The 15,849-nt window shown below is 69.2% G+C and carries 17 protein-coding genes; 2 read left to right on the top strand and 15 right to left on the bottom strand.

Features of this window, described 5'->3' with window-relative positions:
• Nucleotides 1-5: 5 nt before the first annotated feature.
• From trbE to P6144_RS16545, 14 genes are all read right to left on the bottom strand, one after another.
• Complete coding sequence (trbE, locus tag P6144_RS16610; protein ID WP_277768915.1) at nucleotides 6-2,444, bottom strand: conjugal transfer protein TrbE; 2,439 nt, start codon at nucleotides 2,442-2,444, stop codon at nucleotides 6-8.
• Entirely contained in the window at nucleotides 2,438-2,710 is a 273-nt protein-coding gene (locus P6144_RS16605) for a VirB3 family type IV secretion system protein (protein WP_277768914.1), read from the bottom strand. Before P6144_RS16605 ends, trbE begins: the two co-directional genes overlap by 7 nt.
• Nucleotides 2,707-3,033, bottom strand: coding sequence for a TrbC/VirB2 family protein (locus tag P6144_RS16600; RefSeq protein ID WP_277768913.1), 327 nt, complete (start codon nucleotides 3,031-3,033; stop codon nucleotides 2,707-2,709). The genes P6144_RS16605 and P6144_RS16600 overlap by 4 nt, the downstream gene beginning before the upstream one ends.
• 2 nt (nucleotides 3,034-3,035) lie before the next feature.
• Nucleotides 3,036-4,022 carry a P-type conjugative transfer ATPase TrbB gene (trbB, locus tag P6144_RS16595; protein ID WP_277768912.1) on the bottom strand — a complete coding sequence of 329 codons (987 nt, stop codon included), beginning with the start codon at nucleotides 4,020-4,022 and terminating at the stop codon, nucleotides 3,036-3,038.
• Entirely contained in the window at nucleotides 4,019-4,420 is a 402-nt protein-coding gene (locus P6144_RS16590) for a CopG family transcriptional regulator (RefSeq protein WP_277768911.1), read from the bottom strand. The genes trbB and P6144_RS16590 overlap by 4 nt, the downstream gene beginning before the upstream one ends.
• 1 nt (nucleotide 4,421) lies before the next feature.
• A complete protein-coding gene (locus P6144_RS16585; RefSeq protein WP_277768910.1) occupies nucleotides 4,422-6,443 on the bottom strand; it encodes a conjugal transfer protein TraG in 2,022 nt (673 codons plus the stop codon).
• 162 nt (nucleotides 6,444-6,605) lie between these two features.
• Nucleotides 6,606-7,169 (bottom strand): hypothetical protein, encoded by a 564-nt coding sequence (locus P6144_RS16580; protein ID WP_277768909.1) that lies wholly within the window; start codon nucleotides 7,167-7,169, stop codon nucleotides 6,606-6,608.
• 11 nt (nucleotides 7,170-7,180) lie between these two features.
• Nucleotides 7,181-8,317 (bottom strand): DUF4236 domain-containing protein, encoded by a 1,137-nt coding sequence (locus P6144_RS16575; RefSeq protein WP_277768908.1) that lies wholly within the window; start codon nucleotides 8,315-8,317, stop codon nucleotides 7,181-7,183.
• Nucleotides 8,318-8,397: 80 nt separating this feature from the next.
• Nucleotides 8,398-10,368, bottom strand: a complete 1,971-nt coding sequence (gene rlxS / locus P6144_RS16570; protein WP_277768907.1) for a relaxase/mobilization nuclease RlxS — start codon at nucleotides 10,366-10,368, stop codon at nucleotides 8,398-8,400.
• 246 nt (nucleotides 10,369-10,614) lie between these two features.
• The gene (locus P6144_RS16565; protein WP_277768906.1) at nucleotides 10,615-10,971 is read right to left on the bottom strand and encodes a hypothetical protein; all 357 of its coding nucleotides are present in this window, start codon (nucleotides 10,969-10,971) and stop codon (nucleotides 10,615-10,617) included.
• Between the two features lie 220 nt (nucleotides 10,972-11,191).
• Nucleotides 11,192-11,791: a lytic transglycosylase domain-containing protein gene (locus tag P6144_RS16560; protein ID WP_277768905.1), complete on the bottom strand. Its 600-nt coding sequence runs from the start codon at nucleotides 11,789-11,791 to the stop codon at nucleotides 11,192-11,194.
• On the bottom strand, nucleotides 11,779-12,357 hold the full coding sequence (locus P6144_RS16555; RefSeq protein ID WP_277768904.1) for a S26 family signal peptidase: 579 nt from the start codon (nucleotides 12,355-12,357) through the stop codon (nucleotides 11,779-11,781). Before P6144_RS16555 ends, P6144_RS16560 begins: the two co-directional genes overlap by 13 nt.
• Nucleotides 12,354-12,581, bottom strand: a complete 228-nt coding sequence (locus P6144_RS16550) for a helix-turn-helix domain-containing protein (RefSeq protein ID WP_277768903.1) — start codon at nucleotides 12,579-12,581, stop codon at nucleotides 12,354-12,356. The genes P6144_RS16555 and P6144_RS16550 overlap by 4 nt, the downstream gene beginning before the upstream one ends.
• Before the next feature lie 107 nt (nucleotides 12,582-12,688).
• Nucleotides 12,689-12,988: a DUF736 domain-containing protein gene (locus tag P6144_RS16545; protein WP_277768902.1), complete on the bottom strand. Its 300-nt coding sequence runs from the start codon at nucleotides 12,986-12,988 to the stop codon at nucleotides 12,689-12,691.
• Nucleotides 12,989-13,370: 382 nt separating this feature from the next.
• Here P6144_RS16545 and P6144_RS16540 point away from each other — a divergent pair, with 382 nt between their 5' ends.
• Together P6144_RS16540 and P6144_RS16535 are read left to right on the top strand one after the other, a co-directional pair.
• Nucleotides 13,371-13,586 (top strand): hypothetical protein, encoded by a 216-nt coding sequence (locus tag P6144_RS16540; protein WP_277768901.1) that lies wholly within the window; start codon nucleotides 13,371-13,373, stop codon nucleotides 13,584-13,586.
• Complete coding sequence (locus P6144_RS16535) at nucleotides 13,573-13,968, top strand: thermonuclease family protein (RefSeq protein WP_277768900.1); 396 nt, start codon at nucleotides 13,573-13,575, stop codon at nucleotides 13,966-13,968. The genes P6144_RS16540 and P6144_RS16535 overlap by 14 nt, the downstream gene beginning before the upstream one ends.
• Nucleotides 13,969-14,002: 34 nt before the next feature.
• Here P6144_RS16535 and P6144_RS16530 read toward each other — a convergent pair whose 3' ends face one another.
• Complete coding sequence (locus P6144_RS16530) at nucleotides 14,003-15,769, bottom strand: ParB N-terminal domain-containing protein (protein WP_277768899.1); 1,767 nt, start codon at nucleotides 15,767-15,769, stop codon at nucleotides 14,003-14,005.
• Between the last annotated feature and the right edge of the window lie 80 nt (nucleotides 15,770-15,849).

Raw genomic sequence — 15,849 nt, 5'->3', positions numbered from 1 at the left:
CACTTCTACTCCTTCGCTTGGGGATCGGGGAATTGGGCGAGCAGCGCCGCGGCCCAGTCGAGTCCGGCCTCCTCGAGAAACCGCGCGGCAAATCCGGCCGGGCCGTACTCCGCGAGCAGCGCGTCGATGCGCGCCTGGGTGGCGGGATCGGAGGAACCGCACAGCGCGAGCGCGACGGGCCCGAGGCCCAGCTCGAAGAGGCGGTTGCCGGCGGCGGACTGGAGGTAATAATGGCGCTTGGGCGTCGCGCGGCTGACGAGCTCGATCTGCCGGTCGTTGAGCCCGAACCGCTGATAGGCAGCGCGTCCCTGCGGCTCAATCGCCGCGGCATTGGGAAGCAGGATGCGCTGCGGGCAGCTCTCGATGATGGCGGGCGCGATGCCGCTGTCGGCGATGTCGGCGAGGCTCTGACTCGCGAAGATCACCACGACATTCTTCTTGCGTAGCGTCTTCAGCCACTCGCGGATGCGCGCGGCGAACAGCGGGTGGTCGAGGAACTTCCAGGCCTCGTCGAGGATCAGCAATGTCGGGCGTCCGGTGAACCGCGCCTCGAGCCGGTGGAAGAGATAGGTCAGGACGGGCGCGACCACGCTGCCCGCGCCCATCAGCGCCTCGGTCTCGAAGCACTGGACGTCCGCCACGCGCAGGTCGTCCTCGGCCGCGTCGAGCAGCCGGCCGAACGGACCTTCGAGCGTATAGGGCGCGAGCGCCGAGCGGAGCGCCATCGACTGGAGCAGCAGCGAGAGGCCGGTGAGCGTCCGTTCCTCGATCGGCGCGCTCGCCAGACTGGTCAGCGCCGACCAGACGGCTTCCTTCACCTCCGGCGTGACCACGACCTTCTCGTGCGCGAGCAGCGCGGCGATCCACTCGGCTGCCCAGGCACGCTCGCCGGCGTCGGCGATCCCGGCGAGCGGCTGGAACGCAATCGTCTCGCCGGCGTCGCCGCCGAGCCCGAGCCCGTGATGCGCGCCACCCATCGCGAGCACCGCCGCGCGCGCCGAGCGGCCCATGTCGAAGAGGTAGAGCTGGCTCCCCGGATAGCGGCGGAACTGGAGCGCGATCAGCGCGAGCAGGACCGATTTGCCGGCACCCGTTGGCCCGACGATCATCATGTGCCCGACATCGCCGACATGGGTCGAGAGCCGGAACGGAGTCGACCCGCTGGTCTCGGCATGGAGGAGCGGAGGCCCGTCGAGGTGCCTGTTGCGCGCGGGTCCCGCCCAGACGCTAGACAGCGGCATCAGGTGCGCGAGGTTGAGCGTATGGACGAGCGGCTGCCGGACATTGGCATAGGCCTGCCCGGGCAGGCTCGAGAGCCAGGCCTCGACCGCGTTCAACCCCTCGCGGATGCAGGTGAAGCCGAGCCCGTTGACGATCCGCTCGACCGCGCGGACCTTGTCCTCGACACGGGCGCGATCCTCGTCGGCGACGGTGATCGTCGTGGTGAGGTAGCCGAAGGCGACATGGTCGCCGCCCAGTGCCTGGAGTGCGAGGTCGGCGTCGGCGGTTTTGTTGTCGGCGTCGCTGTCGAGCAGCTGTACCGGCTGGTTGTAGATCACCTCGCGCAGCATCGCGGTAACCGACTTGCGCTTGTTGAACCATTGGCGGCGCAGCCGGGTCAGGGCCCTGGTTGCGTCGGACTTGTCGAGCGCGATGAACCGCGTGACCCAGCGATAGCCGAAGTCCTGGTGGTTGAGCGCATCAAGGATGCCGGGCCGGCTGAGACCGGGGAAGCCGAGGATGGTGAGCGTGCGTAGGTGCAGCGAACCCAGCATCGGCTCGAGGCCCCCGGTCAGCGGCGTGTCCGCAAGCAGCCCGTCGAGATACACCGGCGTCTCGGGCATGCGCACGCAGTGGCGTCGCGTTGAGATGGTGCCGTGAAGGAAAGTCAGGGTCTCCGCATCGTCGAGCGCGGCGATCTCCGGCATGAAGCCAGAGAACAGGTCGAGCGCGCGATCGGTCTCCGCGACGAACTCGGCCAGCGCCTGGCGCCAGTCGCGACCCTGCGGCGCCTCGGCACGCTCGACTAGCGCGCGGCCGGCACTGTCCGCCTGGTCGGGCGGCGGCAGGAAGGTCAAGGTTAGATGGTAGCGGCTCTCGAAATGGGCACCCGCCGCCTCGAACGACGCGCGCCGTTCCTCGTCGACGAGCCAGGACGCTGCGTCCGGGAAGTCGCTCGCCGGATAGCCCGCGGCCTCGCGGCGCTCGGCCTCGATGTGCAGCGCCCAGCCCGATCCGAAGCGCTTGAGCACATTGTTGGCGCGGGCGCAGGCGGAGACCAGCTCGGCCTCGGTCGCCGATTCGAGGTCGGGGCCGCGGAAGCGCAGCGTGCGCTGGAAGCTGCCGTCCTTGTTGAGCACCACGCCGGGCGCGACCAGCGCGGCCCAGGGGAGGTGATCGGCCAGCCGGTCGGCGCGGCTGCGATATTCGCGCAGGTTCAGCATGCGAAATAGCCCCGCTGCCGCAGGTGGCGCGCGAGCACCGGTGCGAAGTCCGGGTCGCGCTTCGCAGCGACAACCGCGATGGTGTGACCGACGGCCCAGACCAGCACGCCCGCGATCCATTGCTGGAGTCCGAGGCCGAGTGCGGCAGCGACGGTGCCGTTGACGATCGCGATGGCGCGCGGCGCGCCGCCGAGCAGGATCGGCTCGGCGAGCGACCGGTGGAGCGGCGCCTCGAACCCGTCGAGATGCTGTCCGTCGCCGATCATGCGAGCAGCGCCCCACCGCCGAACGAGAAGAAGGACAGGAAGAAGCTCGAGGCCGCAAACGCGATCGACAGCCCGAAGATGATCTGGATGAGCCGTCGAAAGCCGCCGGCCGTCTCGCCGAAGGCGAGGGTCAGGCCGGTCACGATGATGATGATCACCGCGACGATCTTGGCGACCGGACCCTGGACCGACTCCAGCACCTGCTGGAGCGGCTCTTCCCACGGCATGCCGGTTCCGGAGGCCCAGGCCTGGCCGGCGGCCAGGACGGCGATGGCGGCGCCGGCCAGCAGGCGCGGCTTGGCGGGCAGGTTCATGGTCTTCATGGTCAGGCTCCTTGGCTGGTGGGCAGGTGGAAGGGGGCGAGCGCGTAGGCGCCGCTGTCGGGATCGACGCCGGCGACGCGCGCGATCGCGTCGACCGAGCGATGGGCGCCGCGGCCGGCGATGAAGACGACGAGGTCGATCGCCTCGGCGACGAGGCGGCGGGGCACGGTGACGACCGCTTCCTGGACGAGCTGCTCGACTCGGTAGAGCGCGGCCTCGGCCGAGTTGGCGTGGACGGTCGCGATCCCGCCGGGGTGCCCGGTGTTCCAGGCCTTGAGCATGTCGAGCGCTTCCGGCCCGCGAACCTCGCCGACGATGATCCGGTCCGGGCGGAGGCGGAGCGTCGAGCGCACCAGGTCGGTCATCGACACGATTCCCGGGCGGGTGCGCAGCGCCACCGTGTCCGGCGCCGGGCTCTGCAGCTCGCGCGTATCCTCGATCAGGATGACGCGGGCATCCACCCAGCGCATCTCGGCAAGGAGCGCGTTGGCGAGCGTCGTCTTGCCCGAGCTCGTCCCGCCGGCGATGAGGATGTTGAAGCGCTGGGTGACTGCCGCCCTGAGCGCCTCCGCCATTGCGGCGGACATGATCCCGTCCGCCGCATAGTCGTCCAGCGTGTAGAGGCGCTGGGCGGGCTTGCGGATCGAGAAGCAGGGGCCGGTCGAGACCGGCGGCAGCACGCCTTCGAAGCGTTCGCCGGCCCGGCCGTCGAGATGCGCCGGCAACTCGGCCGAGATGATTGGCTGAGCCGCATGGACCTCGGACCGCGCATGGCTCGCGACCAGCCGGACGATCCGCTCGACCTGCGGCGCCTCGAGGACGATGCCGGTGTCGATCCGGCCTTCGCCGAGCCGGTCGAGGCGCAGCGAGCCGTCGGGATTGACCATCACCTCGACCACCAGTGGATCGGCGAGCGCCGAGGCGATGTCGGGGCCCATCGCCGTGCGCAGCATCGCGCGTCGGCGGTCGGAGGAGAGGATCTCACTCATCGCTCTTCCTCTCCGGGGAGAAGCGTGCGCCTGCCGGTCGCGACGGCGCGTCCGACCTGCGTCACGAACGCCTCGAAGCGCTCGCGCGCGAGCGCGCGGCCCGACACGTCGTTCTCGGCGAGCGGCGCCTGGATCGAGAGTTCGAACCGGATGAACAGCGCGAGCGTCTCGAGCACGACATGGCCGTCGCGCTCGATGCGGCCCAGCGCATTGGATATCCGGTCGAGGCGGAGCGCGAAGCGATCCTCGAGCTCGGAGGTGCCGCGGCGGTTGAGCCAGGCGGTCACCGCATCGGCGAGAATCGCGGACTTGGTCGCGCCGGGTGCTGCGGCAAGCGTCTCGAGACGGTCGCTGACCGGCTTCGGCAGGAAGAGCTGATGGCGGACGCGCTCGGCCATCTCAGAAGTCCAGTTCGAGATTGCCGGGCCGCTTGTCGGCCATGTCCAGCGCATAGGCGCGCCGCGCGGTACCGGTCGCGGTCTGGTCCATCGCACGCTTGTCGGCGGCAGGGTCACTCTCGTCCTCGCCCAGCCCGAGCGGGTCAGCGGGCGCCAGATCGACAGGTGCGGCGGCGACGATTTCCTGGGCGGGATGGCGCGCCTGCTCGAGGCCGCCGGCCTCCTCCTCGTCTTCAGCCGCGGCCTCGGCGAGCCGCGCGTCGATGGGCCGGACACGGTCCTGCCAGTCATGGGGGCGGTGGGACGGCAGGTCGGCTGCCTCGGCGCGTCCCAGAGCGGGAGGCGGGAGCACGCGCGCCTTGAACTGCGCATCCTCGAAGTAGCGCAGCTTCCGAGCCCGGACCGGCGGGTAGCCCGCAACCAGCACAACCTCGTCGGTCGGCGGCAGCTGCATGACCTCGCCGGGCGTCAGCAGTGCCCGGGCGGTTTCCTGGCGGCTGACCATGACGTGCGCGAGCCAGGGCGCGAGGCGGTGGCCGGCATAGTTGCGCATGGCGCGCTGCTCGGTCGCCGTGCCGAGCGCGTCGGAGATCCGCTTGGCCGTCCGCTCGTCGTTCGTCGCGAAGGCGACGCGGACATGGCAATTGTCGAGAATCGCGTTGTGCTCGCCATAGGCCTTCTCGATCTGGTTCAGGCTCTGCGCGATCAGGAAAGCACGCACGCCGTAGCCGGCGAGGAAGGCCAGGCTGGTCTCGAAGAAGTCCAGGCGGCCGAGTGCCGGGAACTCGTCGAGCATCAGCAGCAGCTTGTGGCGCCCAGGTAGGCCCGCGGCATGCAGTTGCTCCGTCAGGCGCCGGCCGATTTGGTTGAGCACGAGGCGGATGAGCGGCTTGGTGCGGCTGATGTCCGAGGGGGGCACGACCAGGTAGAGCGAGACCGGATGCCGTGCTGCGACCAGGTCCTCGACCCGCCAGTCGGACGCGGCCGTGACCGCGGCGACGGTCGGATCGCGGTAGAGGCCGAGGAACGACATCGCCGTCGACAGCACGCCCGAACGTTCGTTGTCCGACTTGTTGAGCACTTCGCGCGCGGCCGAGGCGACGACCGGATGCACCAGCGGCATCTCCGCGGTGCCGAGGTGGTTGGTCGCCATCATCGCGCGCAGCGTGGCGACGAAGGGGCGCTCGGGATCGGACAGGAAGGTCGCGACCCGGGCGAGCGTCTTCTCCTCCTCGGCGTAGAGGATGTGGAGGATAGCGCCGACCAGCAGCGAGTGGCTGGTCTTCTCCCAGTGCGAGCGCCGCTCGAGCGCCCCTTCGGGGTCGACCAGAATGTCGGCGATGTTCTGGACGTCGCGGACCTCGTCGGCGCCGCGGCGAACCTCCAGCAGCGGGTTGTAGCGGGCCGAGCGCCCATCGGTCGGATTGAACAGAAGGCAATGCGAGAAGCGCGACCGCCAGCCGGCGGTCAGCTGCCAGTTCTCGCCCTTGATGTCGTGGACGACCGTCGAGCCGGTCCAGCCGAGCAGCGTCGGCACGACGAGGCCGACGCCCTTGCCCGAGCGCGTCGGCGCGAACGCCATGACATGCTCAGGCCCATCATGGCGCAGATAGCGCGAGGCTGCGCGCCCGAGAAACACGCCCGCCTCGGCTGCCAGGCCCGCAGCGAGGATATCGCGCGGGCTCGCCCAACGCGCCGATCCGTAGGTCGTGACGTTGCGCTGCTGCCTGGCTCGCCAGACCGAGCCGGCGACCGCCGCGCCACAGCCCATCAGGCCGCCCCCGGCCGCGATCGCGCCGGCCTCGTCGAAGACCACCGGGGCATAGGCGTCGAAGTGGAACCACCAAGGGAAGATCGACCAGGGCGCGTAAACGGGCGTTTCGCCGAGCCGGAACCAGGGCGTGCCGAGCTCAGGCTGGTAGGCGAGCGACGCCGCCGCCCACTGCGTTGCGAACCAGATACCCGCGACGACGATCGCGGCGACAACCAGCATCTGGCCAAGGAGGAGCTTCGTCGGTGTCATGCGGGCCTCCGCCCGCACGACTCGATGGCGCGGGCTCGGCCTTAAAGGTCGCTCGGTTCCGGCGCGAAGATCAGAGGCTCACTGGTGACCCCAGGTGCCTTTTTGGGGTCATCAGTGGAGGCGGGTCGATTTCAGAGCCGCCCATTGCTTGGCCATGGCCATTCAGAGCTGGGTGGCGGCGTCCGCATAGCGATACTGGAAATTGATGTTCAGGCAGTCGATCTCGCCATGGAACGCGATAACAACGTTGATACCGTCCGCGGACAGCCACTCGCCGGTCGAGAAGGAGGTCGGGTTCTCCTTGAACGAGACCTCGCGCCCGTAGCGCAGGCGCAGTGCATTGGCGACCGCGTGGAAGTCGTTGAGCGTCGGTCCGCCCCTCGTGGCGATTGTGACTTGCGAAAGAGAGCCGTGCAGAAAGTAGAACAGAACCGAGTAGTCGTGTTCGGCAAGCCGCAAGGTCGGTATCCGAAGCTCGCTGACGGCGCCGTTGTGGAGCATCTGGCGATCACCCGACGGAGCCGCATCGGGGCGAGTGGCCAACACCTCCTCGACCGTCATGCCATAGGCAGTGTTCTGCCAAAGTAACGGCGAAGGCGCCTCGGCTCGCCGTGCAACGGGCACCGGAACCATATCGGAATCCTGCGTTGCTTCGAGCCGCAGCTCGGACGATGTCGGCGCAGCCTCGGTCTCGGCTCCACGACGACGGAAAAGTCCCAGGACCATGAAAACGTCTCCTAAAGAGCAGGCAGCGCGAGCGAATTGTTCCGTGTGCCGGTGGTGGCGACCAGCTTGCGCGCCGCGGCCGACAGATGCTGCGCGCGACCGTTCGAGGACACCTGCAGCAATTCGTTGAGCCCATTGCGGCTGCGCAGGTGAATCGATTCGTATAGACAGATCGGCAGCTGGCGATTATTCGCAAACCTGCGGTCGGGACCGCCATTCTTGTTGGGATGCTTCCAGGTCTGACCAACGATGGTGGCATCGCGCGGCACCGCGTCCTCCTCGATGAAGCGCGAATCCTGCCACAAGATCTCGAGCATGTCGTATGCGACTGCACCGACCTTACCGCTCTCGACCACGAGAACGACGTCCGGAAGCCAATATAGCGTTTCCTTCCCGACCTTCATGAAAGGCGGGGTGATATTGGTCTTCAGAACCCGCGGAAGCGCATACCCGAACTCCGTGGGGCGCTTGTCGATGATCGTGGAAGCCCCAGCATTCCGCTTCCATGTGTGCAAGTCGCGGACAGCGCCGCCGGCGTCGACGTGCCATTTCATGGACGAGGCCGCGAGATCGTCAAAGGCCTTGGTCAGCGCTTCATAGGCCGCCGCCGCGTCCGGCTCGAGATCATAGACCACTACGGCAGAGCGCCGGTGGGCATCGAGCCTTGACCCGATCAGCAGCGCGACCAGAATGAGTAAGATGCCAACGGCGCCACCCGCCGCTCCGCCGCCCAAGATCGCGAAGAAGGCACTCAGGCCGGCGACCAGACCAAGCGTCACCATCATCGAGATGGCACTCTGCTTGGCGTTGAGTTCTTCGAGCAGTTCGCCGTACCGCTCGTCGGTCATCTCGAGCACGCTCGATGACGAAACGGCAATCATCTCTACATTGGGCTCGCTCGACGCGACGGTTCGGCGAGGACTTGCCGGCGCAAGCGGGGCCGAGGCGGCCGAGGTCGATGACCGCTTGGATCCGCCCCCGAGTGACGCGCGATAGTAGAGTCCGCCACGGCCCGCATGGACATAGTGGCCGCGAGGGCCCGTGCCGATGCGGAATCCCTTGACGCCAACGGAGACACCGACACCGCCCGAGGACAGGTTGAAGCGAAACGGGCCGGCCGAGACCGACTTCCTGAAGTAAAACGGCATAGGGCACCCCCTCCCTTCGAAGAGGTTGGCATGATGGCTGCCGCGCGGTCAAATCGAACAGGCACCAGTTCGGCTGGCGCTCAAAGGTGTGGACCGGCACGATTCCGACCGAGACTCCAGCTGATCCCCTCGCTCCGCATTATGCCAGCCACCGGCTTGCCTAGTTGTCGCTCGAGCACCGGCCGCCACGGAACCAGGCTGAACTCGCGACTGCGCTCGACCAGCCCATAGCGCCCGCTCGCCAACTCGACCCGGCGCGTCAGCTGGCCCTCGATCCTCTGGCTCCGCACCGGCTCGACGAAATCCTTGCCAAGCTCCTCGCTCAAGGTGTCCGCGACGCGGAGCAACTCGCGGCGTTGCAGCGCTGCGAGCACCCCTCGCTTCAGCCTGACGACATTGTCGCCCTCGGCGCTGGCTAGGCCTTGCTCGACCAGCCATTGCCGCCGCGCGGCGAGCGCGCCTCGCACCTCGCGCCCGAAACCGGCGTCGCGCGCCATTACGGTTTCCTCGCCGGCCAGCGCGCGGTCGAGCCAGGTGGCGGCGTCGGCACCGGGCAGTTCGTCCAGCGGCACCGCGGACAGCGTGTCGATTGCGACGGGCCGGTCGCGAAGTTGGCGCGCCTCATACGCGGCGGCTCGTTCGACATGGTCGTCCGGGATGGCCCAGCTCCCATCCGCCAGCCGTTCGGAGAACCCAGCCCGCCGCATCGCCTCAAGGCGGCGGACATGCGCCTCGGCAAACGCCCGGCTGGCCTGCGGATCATGCTCGAGATGCAGCTCCACCGAATAGGTCCCGCTGCGCGCGGCAGCCACCGTTGCAATCGTTCGGTCGACCTCGCGGACCTCGGCCGTCCGCGGCGCCACCCGGACGATGGCGCCCTCCGGCGTCGGCTCATTCGCGGTGGCGCGCCCGATGTCGAGATAGTGCGTGCGCCCGTCGATCCCGTCGACGATCAGATAGTGCTGGTCGCGATGCTCGTCGGAGAAGCCGCGCCGGAGGACACGGCCGATGACCGGCTCCCGCAGCTCGCCCTCGATGACCCGGTCGGCCTGCGCCCGCTCGAGACGCCGCGCGGTCAGTTCGCGCTGCATCAGCCGGATGATGTCGCCGCGCTCGCCCATGCGGCGCAACGTATCCTCCAGGCCGTCGGCGAGCCGCCAGCGCCCGTTTGCCAAGTCTTCGGCCAGTCCCATCGCGGCGAGCTTGCGGAGACGCCCGGTGGCGACCGCCTGCTGGAACGGATCGTTGTGCGCGGGACCGGTGATCCGGTCGGCGTCCATCCGCCGCAGCAGCCGGCGGTCGATCGCGGTCAGTCGTTCCTGCTCGACATCGCGGCGCAGCCGGTCCTGGATCTCGCGATCGGTGCGCGGGCCCAGGTCGAGCGTGGCAAGCTCGGCGGCGCGCTCGCGGAGCCCATGCGCGATATACTCGCGGGCGATGACGAGGTTCTGCCCTTGGTCGTCGACGCCGCGCAGCATGACGTGGGTATGCGGATTGTCGGTGTTGAAATGGTCGACCGCGACCCAGTCGAGGCGGGTGCCGAGGTCGTGCTCGGCCTGCGCCATCAGCCGGCGCACATAGGGCTTGAGGTCGGGATATTCCGCGCCGTCCTCGGCCGAGAGGATGAAGCGGAACTGGTGGCGGTCGCCGGCACAGCGGTCGAGGAACGCTTTGCCGTCGGCGGTGTCGACATCGCGTCCGTAGAGTTCGCCGGGAGTGCCTTCGCGCGTCACGCCGTCGCGCTGGATGTAGCGCAGATGCGCGCGCGCCGCGGCGAGCCCGCTGCCCGCCATTCGCACCAGCCGCACCTTGACCATCGCCCGGCGCGCCCGCGCGCCGGCGAACCGGTCTCGGCTCGACAGCAGCCGGCCGATGCTCGCGCCGCGCCCGATCCGGCTGCCATCGAAGCGCCGCGTCCGCACGCCCGTCTTGCTGCCCGCCAACCGAGCGGCGGCAAGGACGCGGCCGCCATATTTGACGAGGCGCTTGCCGTCCTTGGCGCCGGGCTTGCCGAGCTTGGGCGTGAACTCGTCCTCGCTCACCGCCGGCATTCCCGAGTCTCGTGGGAAGTCGCAAAAAACGGCAGATTTCCGCCACTTTCGCGAAGCCTGTCTCGCGCCGCCGGCCGCGAGTCTCCTAAAAAAAGGATGTGCAGACAGATAGTTGAGCAGGGTCGCGAGACACTGCCTTTATCTTGTTTTCCCTGTTTCTCCTGCCTGCCTCCCACAAGACGCAAAAAGAGAGCCGGGACACGCTGCGTGGCCAGCAGCGCATCCCGGCTCGATCCGAGGCGGTTTTCACGCATCCGCGAATGCCCTTCGCGCCTGCTCCCTGCGTCCGAAGAAGCGCTTGCCGAGCATCCCATGTGAGCCGCCATCGCCGTCGACGAGCATCACCGCGACGAACCAGCGCCCGTCGATCCGCCCGAGAATCCGCACCCGGTCGAGCTCGATTTCGCTCTCCTCACCGCCGAAATAGCAGCCGAGCCAGCGCTCCTCGATCCGTGCGTCCCAGAGAAAATCGGCCTCCTCGGCATCGAGGAAACGTTCCGCCAATGCCGCACCCGCCTGCCGTCCGAACTCGATCTCGAGCCCCGAAACCAGTGCCGCCATCACGCGATCGGCCGCGTCCGAGATGATTTGAACCTGTGCCATGACCAGTCTCCGCTTGCGGTCCTCACCATCGAGGACAGCGTCTCGAAGACGGACGGCGAAGCGGCGGTCAGGGCCGCCGGAGCGAACGCGCAGGCGCCGCGAAGCGGACATGGGGGGAACCGATTTGCGTAGCAAATTGGGGGGCACCCATGGGCCTTGAGGGCCGCTTTGCCGCCCGTCATGCTGGGACTTCACGACGAGCCCTTCCACCCCCGCCATGTCACGGCACCTCGCGGCGGAGCACGAACATCGCCGGTGCCTGGCTCGGAGCGGGGACCGTGGCGTTTGGTGCGGGCGCGTCCCGACGGACCAGGAACAATGTCTCCGGCGCTGTGGTCGCTACCTCTACTGGCGCGGGCGCTGGACCGCTGACGCGCCGCAGATAGACCATCGTTTCCGCCGGCAACTTCGCTTCGCCGGCAAGCCACGCGGCGTAGCGCGCAGGCCCGGCATTGTACGCGCCGAACAGTCCGGGATAGCCGAAGCGGTCGTACATGCGCCGCAGATAGCAGGCGCCGGCAACGATATTGTCGGCGGGCAGGTCCGGATCGTCGCCGAGCCCGAGTTCGCGCCGCTGTTCGTCCCACGTCGCCGGCATCAGCTGCATCAGCCCGATCGCGCCCTTGAGGCTGCGGATCGGCTGTCCGTCGAGGGTGGTCCGGCCGGCGCTCTCGGCCCGCATCACCCGCGCGATCCAGTCTTGAGGTACGCCGCAGCGTGCCGCGGCGGCATCGATCTCCGCCGACCAGCGCCCTGTTCCGGCTGGGGGATCGGCCAGGACCAGTGCGCCGGTGAGCGCAAGGAGGTTCAGCGCCGCCATATCAGCCTCGCCCGGCCGACCAGATCGTGGCTCGCGCTGATCCCGAAATAGCGTCCGTCGAACGAGCCCGGCGCATCCGTCAGCAGCAGATATTCGTGGGCGAGCAGCCGCCGGCAGCCCTGCCACCAGGGCAAAGCGCGGCCGCTCGGATCGTGCGTGAAGCGAGTCGCGACGCGCACGCCATTGACCGAAACCTCGGGCCCCGACGCGCAGACCAGGTCGCCGCGCGCGGCGGCGACGCGCTTCACCAGCGGGACATTGGCGGGGAGGTAATGGCGCTCGGCGGCAAGCGCGCGCCAGTGCGACGGCGCCCAGGCGATCGCCGTCTCCCCGCGTGCGGGCGCATCGTCCGGCCATACCCAATAGAGCCCGATCGGCGCGCTGGCGCTTGCATTCCACACCAGTCGCGTCGCAGGTCCATAGACCGGCGGCACCGCGAGCAGCACCAGCGCCGCGCCTCCGAGAATGCCCAGGCGCAGCTGGCGGGTTTCGCGCTCGCGCCGGGCATGGCGCGCCTCGCCCCATGCGAGCAGCGGCGTATCGCCGGACGGGCGGCGCCGGTTCATGGCCGGATCCCGCGCGCGCTATGCGCGCGGCTCCAGGCATCGAGATCGTCGATATGATATTGGACGAAGCGGCAATGCCGGCGAAACACCGGCCCGTCGCCCCGCACGCGCAGCCGCTTCAGCGAGCGGCTCGACAGGCCCAGCCAGGCGGCCGCCTGCTCGGTGTTGAGGAAGGGCGAGCCGCGTTTGGCGCTGCTTGCCCGGTCGATATCGTCGCCGTCCATGCGCAATTCCTCGGATGCCTCGAACGGCACCCGGGATGACGGACGAGGCACCCCGCGAGGAGTGTCGAAAACGGCACCTGCCGAATTCGACACCCCCGGGCGCATGCTCAGCGCGACCAGATCAGGTTGTGCGTGCCGTGCTCGCCCTCGACCAGGGTCGCGTAGATCGGCGCGGGCAGCGACGGATCGTCGAGCTTGACCGAGACATAGGGCCGATCCTCGCGCGAGGTCTTGGTCCAGCCGGCGCCGAACTCGACATTGCCCGAGTTCATGACCCGGTAGTCGGGCGCCTTGTCATTGTCCTTGGTCGCGGGCCGGATGCTCGCCTTCACGTTGAGCGTCAGGGTCCGGATGGTGCCGGTGAAGACGCCGGAGTCGTCGCGGGTGAAGCTGCCGATGGTGGCCATGGTATTTCTCCTCGTTCCCACGAAGCCGCGCCAGTGCGGCCTCGATGGCGTCGGTCCGGCACCGCCAGCGGCCGGCATGCACCCGGCCCGCAGGGCCGGGCCGCAGCGACAGCGAAGGGCGGCCAAAGCCGGCTTTCTTGCCTCGCGAGGAAGGCGCGAAGGCGAAGCCTCAAGCCGGGGAAGAAAGCCGGCGACGCCGTTGCTGGCCGAGGCCGCGCGGTGCCAGACGGCCATCGTGAAGAGGCCGCGTGCGGCGTCGGGGGGATACGAGAGGAGGCGTCTTGCCCAGCCCTGGGCGAATCACCCGCTACCGTTCGGCTCGCCGCAGCCGGGCTGCGCGATAGGAGGCGACGCGCTAACGTGCCGGATCGAGGGGGAAGACATGACGGTATTGGACCAGGTCAGGGGACTGATCGAGCGGCTGGCGCCGGAGCCGGTATGTGACGACTGCATCGCCGAGCGGCTGGCCTTGAGCGTCCGGCAGCACGCAAACCACAAGACCCGCGAGCTCGCCGGCCAGGGCGGATTCGAGCGCCGCAAGGATGTCTGCTCGCTGTGCGGCGAGACCAAGATGGTGATCCGGCGTGGCGCACACTGAGGCGCGCGTCCTCGCGGCACTGCTGCTGATCGCCGCCGCGCCCGCCCCGCAATCGGGCGTGGTCGCCTGGGTGACCGACGGCGATACCTTCCGGCTGGAAAGCGGCGAGCGCATCCGCATCGCCGGGATCGACTCGCCCGAGACGCAGCCCGGCAATGCGAAATGCGGCGCCGAGTTGGCGCGCGGCAAGCAGGCGACCCGCGCAGCGATCGCGTTGCTCAAGGGCCGGACGGTCGAGATCGAGCGGGTCGGGCGCAGCTATAACCGCACCGTCGCCAGGGTCCGGCTCGACGGCCGGGACCTGGCCGAGACGCTGGTCGACAGGGGGATCGCACGCTGGTGGCCGCGCGGAAAGGCGAAGCCCGACTGGTGCCGGGGCTAGGAAGGAGGGGCGGCAGGACGCCGCCCCTCGTAGGTCAGGCAGCGAGCGGCTGGGGCTGCGGTTCGGGCGCGTGCGCCGCGAGCGCCGCCTCGACCTTGGCACGCGCCGCAACCGTGCCGACGCCGCCGCGCGCGGTATAGGCGGAAGGCGGGAAGGCCATCCAGCGCGGCACCCAGTTCTCGACCTGGGCGCGTCCTCCGGCACCGGCCAGATGGTCGGCGACGATCCGGCGCATCGTCTTGCCCGTCTCGCCGGCATTGGCATCGGCCACGGTCGCGCCGGCCACGTCGGCGACGACATGGGCCAGCACTTCCTTGTCGCGGACCAGTTCGAGGAAGGCGGTATCGGCCTGCCACCACTCCGCCATGCGGACGCCGAGTTCGGACCCGACCGCCTCGACCGCCGCGCTCCCGGCGGCGAGCGTCTCGCCCATCAGCACCGCGATCACGTCCATGACCTTGGCGTCGGGCAGGTCGAGCAGGGTCAGGAACACGCCGACGACGCCATGCCCGCCGTGTCCGCCCCGGATCGTCGGAGCCTCGGGATCGAAGCCGAGCACTGCCAGCATCCGGCGCCGCTTGGCGTCGAAGAACGTCTCGCCCCGGCAGGTCTCGACCGACTCGGCGATGGCGTCGCTGCGCGCCTGTTGCGGTTCGACATCGACCCGCCAGAGGGGCGAGCCGGCGATGGCGTGCGCGACCATCAGCCGCAGCGCCACCTTGGGCCGCGACAGCAAAGCGGCGCGCACGGCGGCATGGCGATGCAGGTCGATATAGACCTGCAGCGGCCCGCTGACTTCGGGCCGCACCGGTCTGGCCTCCGTCTCGGGCGCCTCGCCGCGTTCGATGCGCCTGGCCTCTTTGCGGGTCAGATAGCCTTCGTGGAACACCACCTCGCCACTCGCGCGGACGTCGATATAGACGCGGCCGCCCCTGCGCTTGGGCGTCTTCTCATGCTCCCAGCCCTGATATTGCTCGGCGGGACCGACGATTTCGACGCCGCTCCAGCCCGCCTCCAGATAGGCCACCCGCCGCGCCTCGATGGCGGCATTCTGCGCGCTCCAGAAGGCGTCGGGGTCCGCGATATAACGCTGCTCGGCGAACAGGTCGGCGACCAGCGCGAGCCCGCTTTCCTCGACGTCGAACAGCGCATGATGGTCGCCGATCGCCTGCCCGCCGAGCAGCCAGCCGCGCAGCTGCCAGCCGGTCGGGCAGTGGGTGTCGGGCGAATCCCAGAGCGCCAGCCAGTCGCGCTGCTGCGCCTTGCTGGCGAGGGTCAGGTGGCGCACCGTCGCCGCGTCGATCTTCTCGCGCCGGTAGAGATCGCGGATGCGCGGCAGGAGGTTGCCGAGCGCGAGCGTGCGCCGCACGGCGAGCACCGGCAGCGCGAAGGTGTCGGCGATCTCCTCGGGCGAGCGGCCCTCGCGGACCAGCCGGACGAAGCTCTCCCAGCGCGTCACCTCGTCGGGATCGAGCCGCGCCATGTTCTCGATCAGCGACGCCTCGACGGCGGCGGCATCGTCGCCGGCCTCCAAGATCGCGCAGGGGAAGAGGAAGGGCTCGGGGTTCGGGCCGTCGGCGTCGGCGCGCTCGCCCGCGACGATCTGTCCGGCACGGAAGCGCCGGGCGCCCGCGAGGATGCCGAACCGATCCTCCTCGCCGGGACGGACGATCAGGGTCTGGAGGATACCGCGCTTGCGCACGCTCGGCAGGATGTCGGCGACATCGGGCGGGCGCTTGGCGAAGCGCATATTGGCCTTGTCGACATAGAGCTTGTCGAGCGGAAGGAAGTCGAGTTTCATCGGTCTTGCTCCTTGTGGGCGCCGGTCCCGTGCATCTGGACAGTGAGCGGGACCGGCTTCGGGATCGCGGCGGGAAGGCG

The sequence above is a fragment of the Sphingomonas sp. HITSZ_GF genome, assembly GCF_029543155.1.
Taxonomy (GTDB): Bacteria; Pseudomonadota; Alphaproteobacteria; order Sphingomonadales; family Sphingomonadaceae; genus Sphingomonas.
Note: the sequence above shows the minus strand (reverse complement) of the source record. Positions and strands in the feature narration are given on the sequence as shown.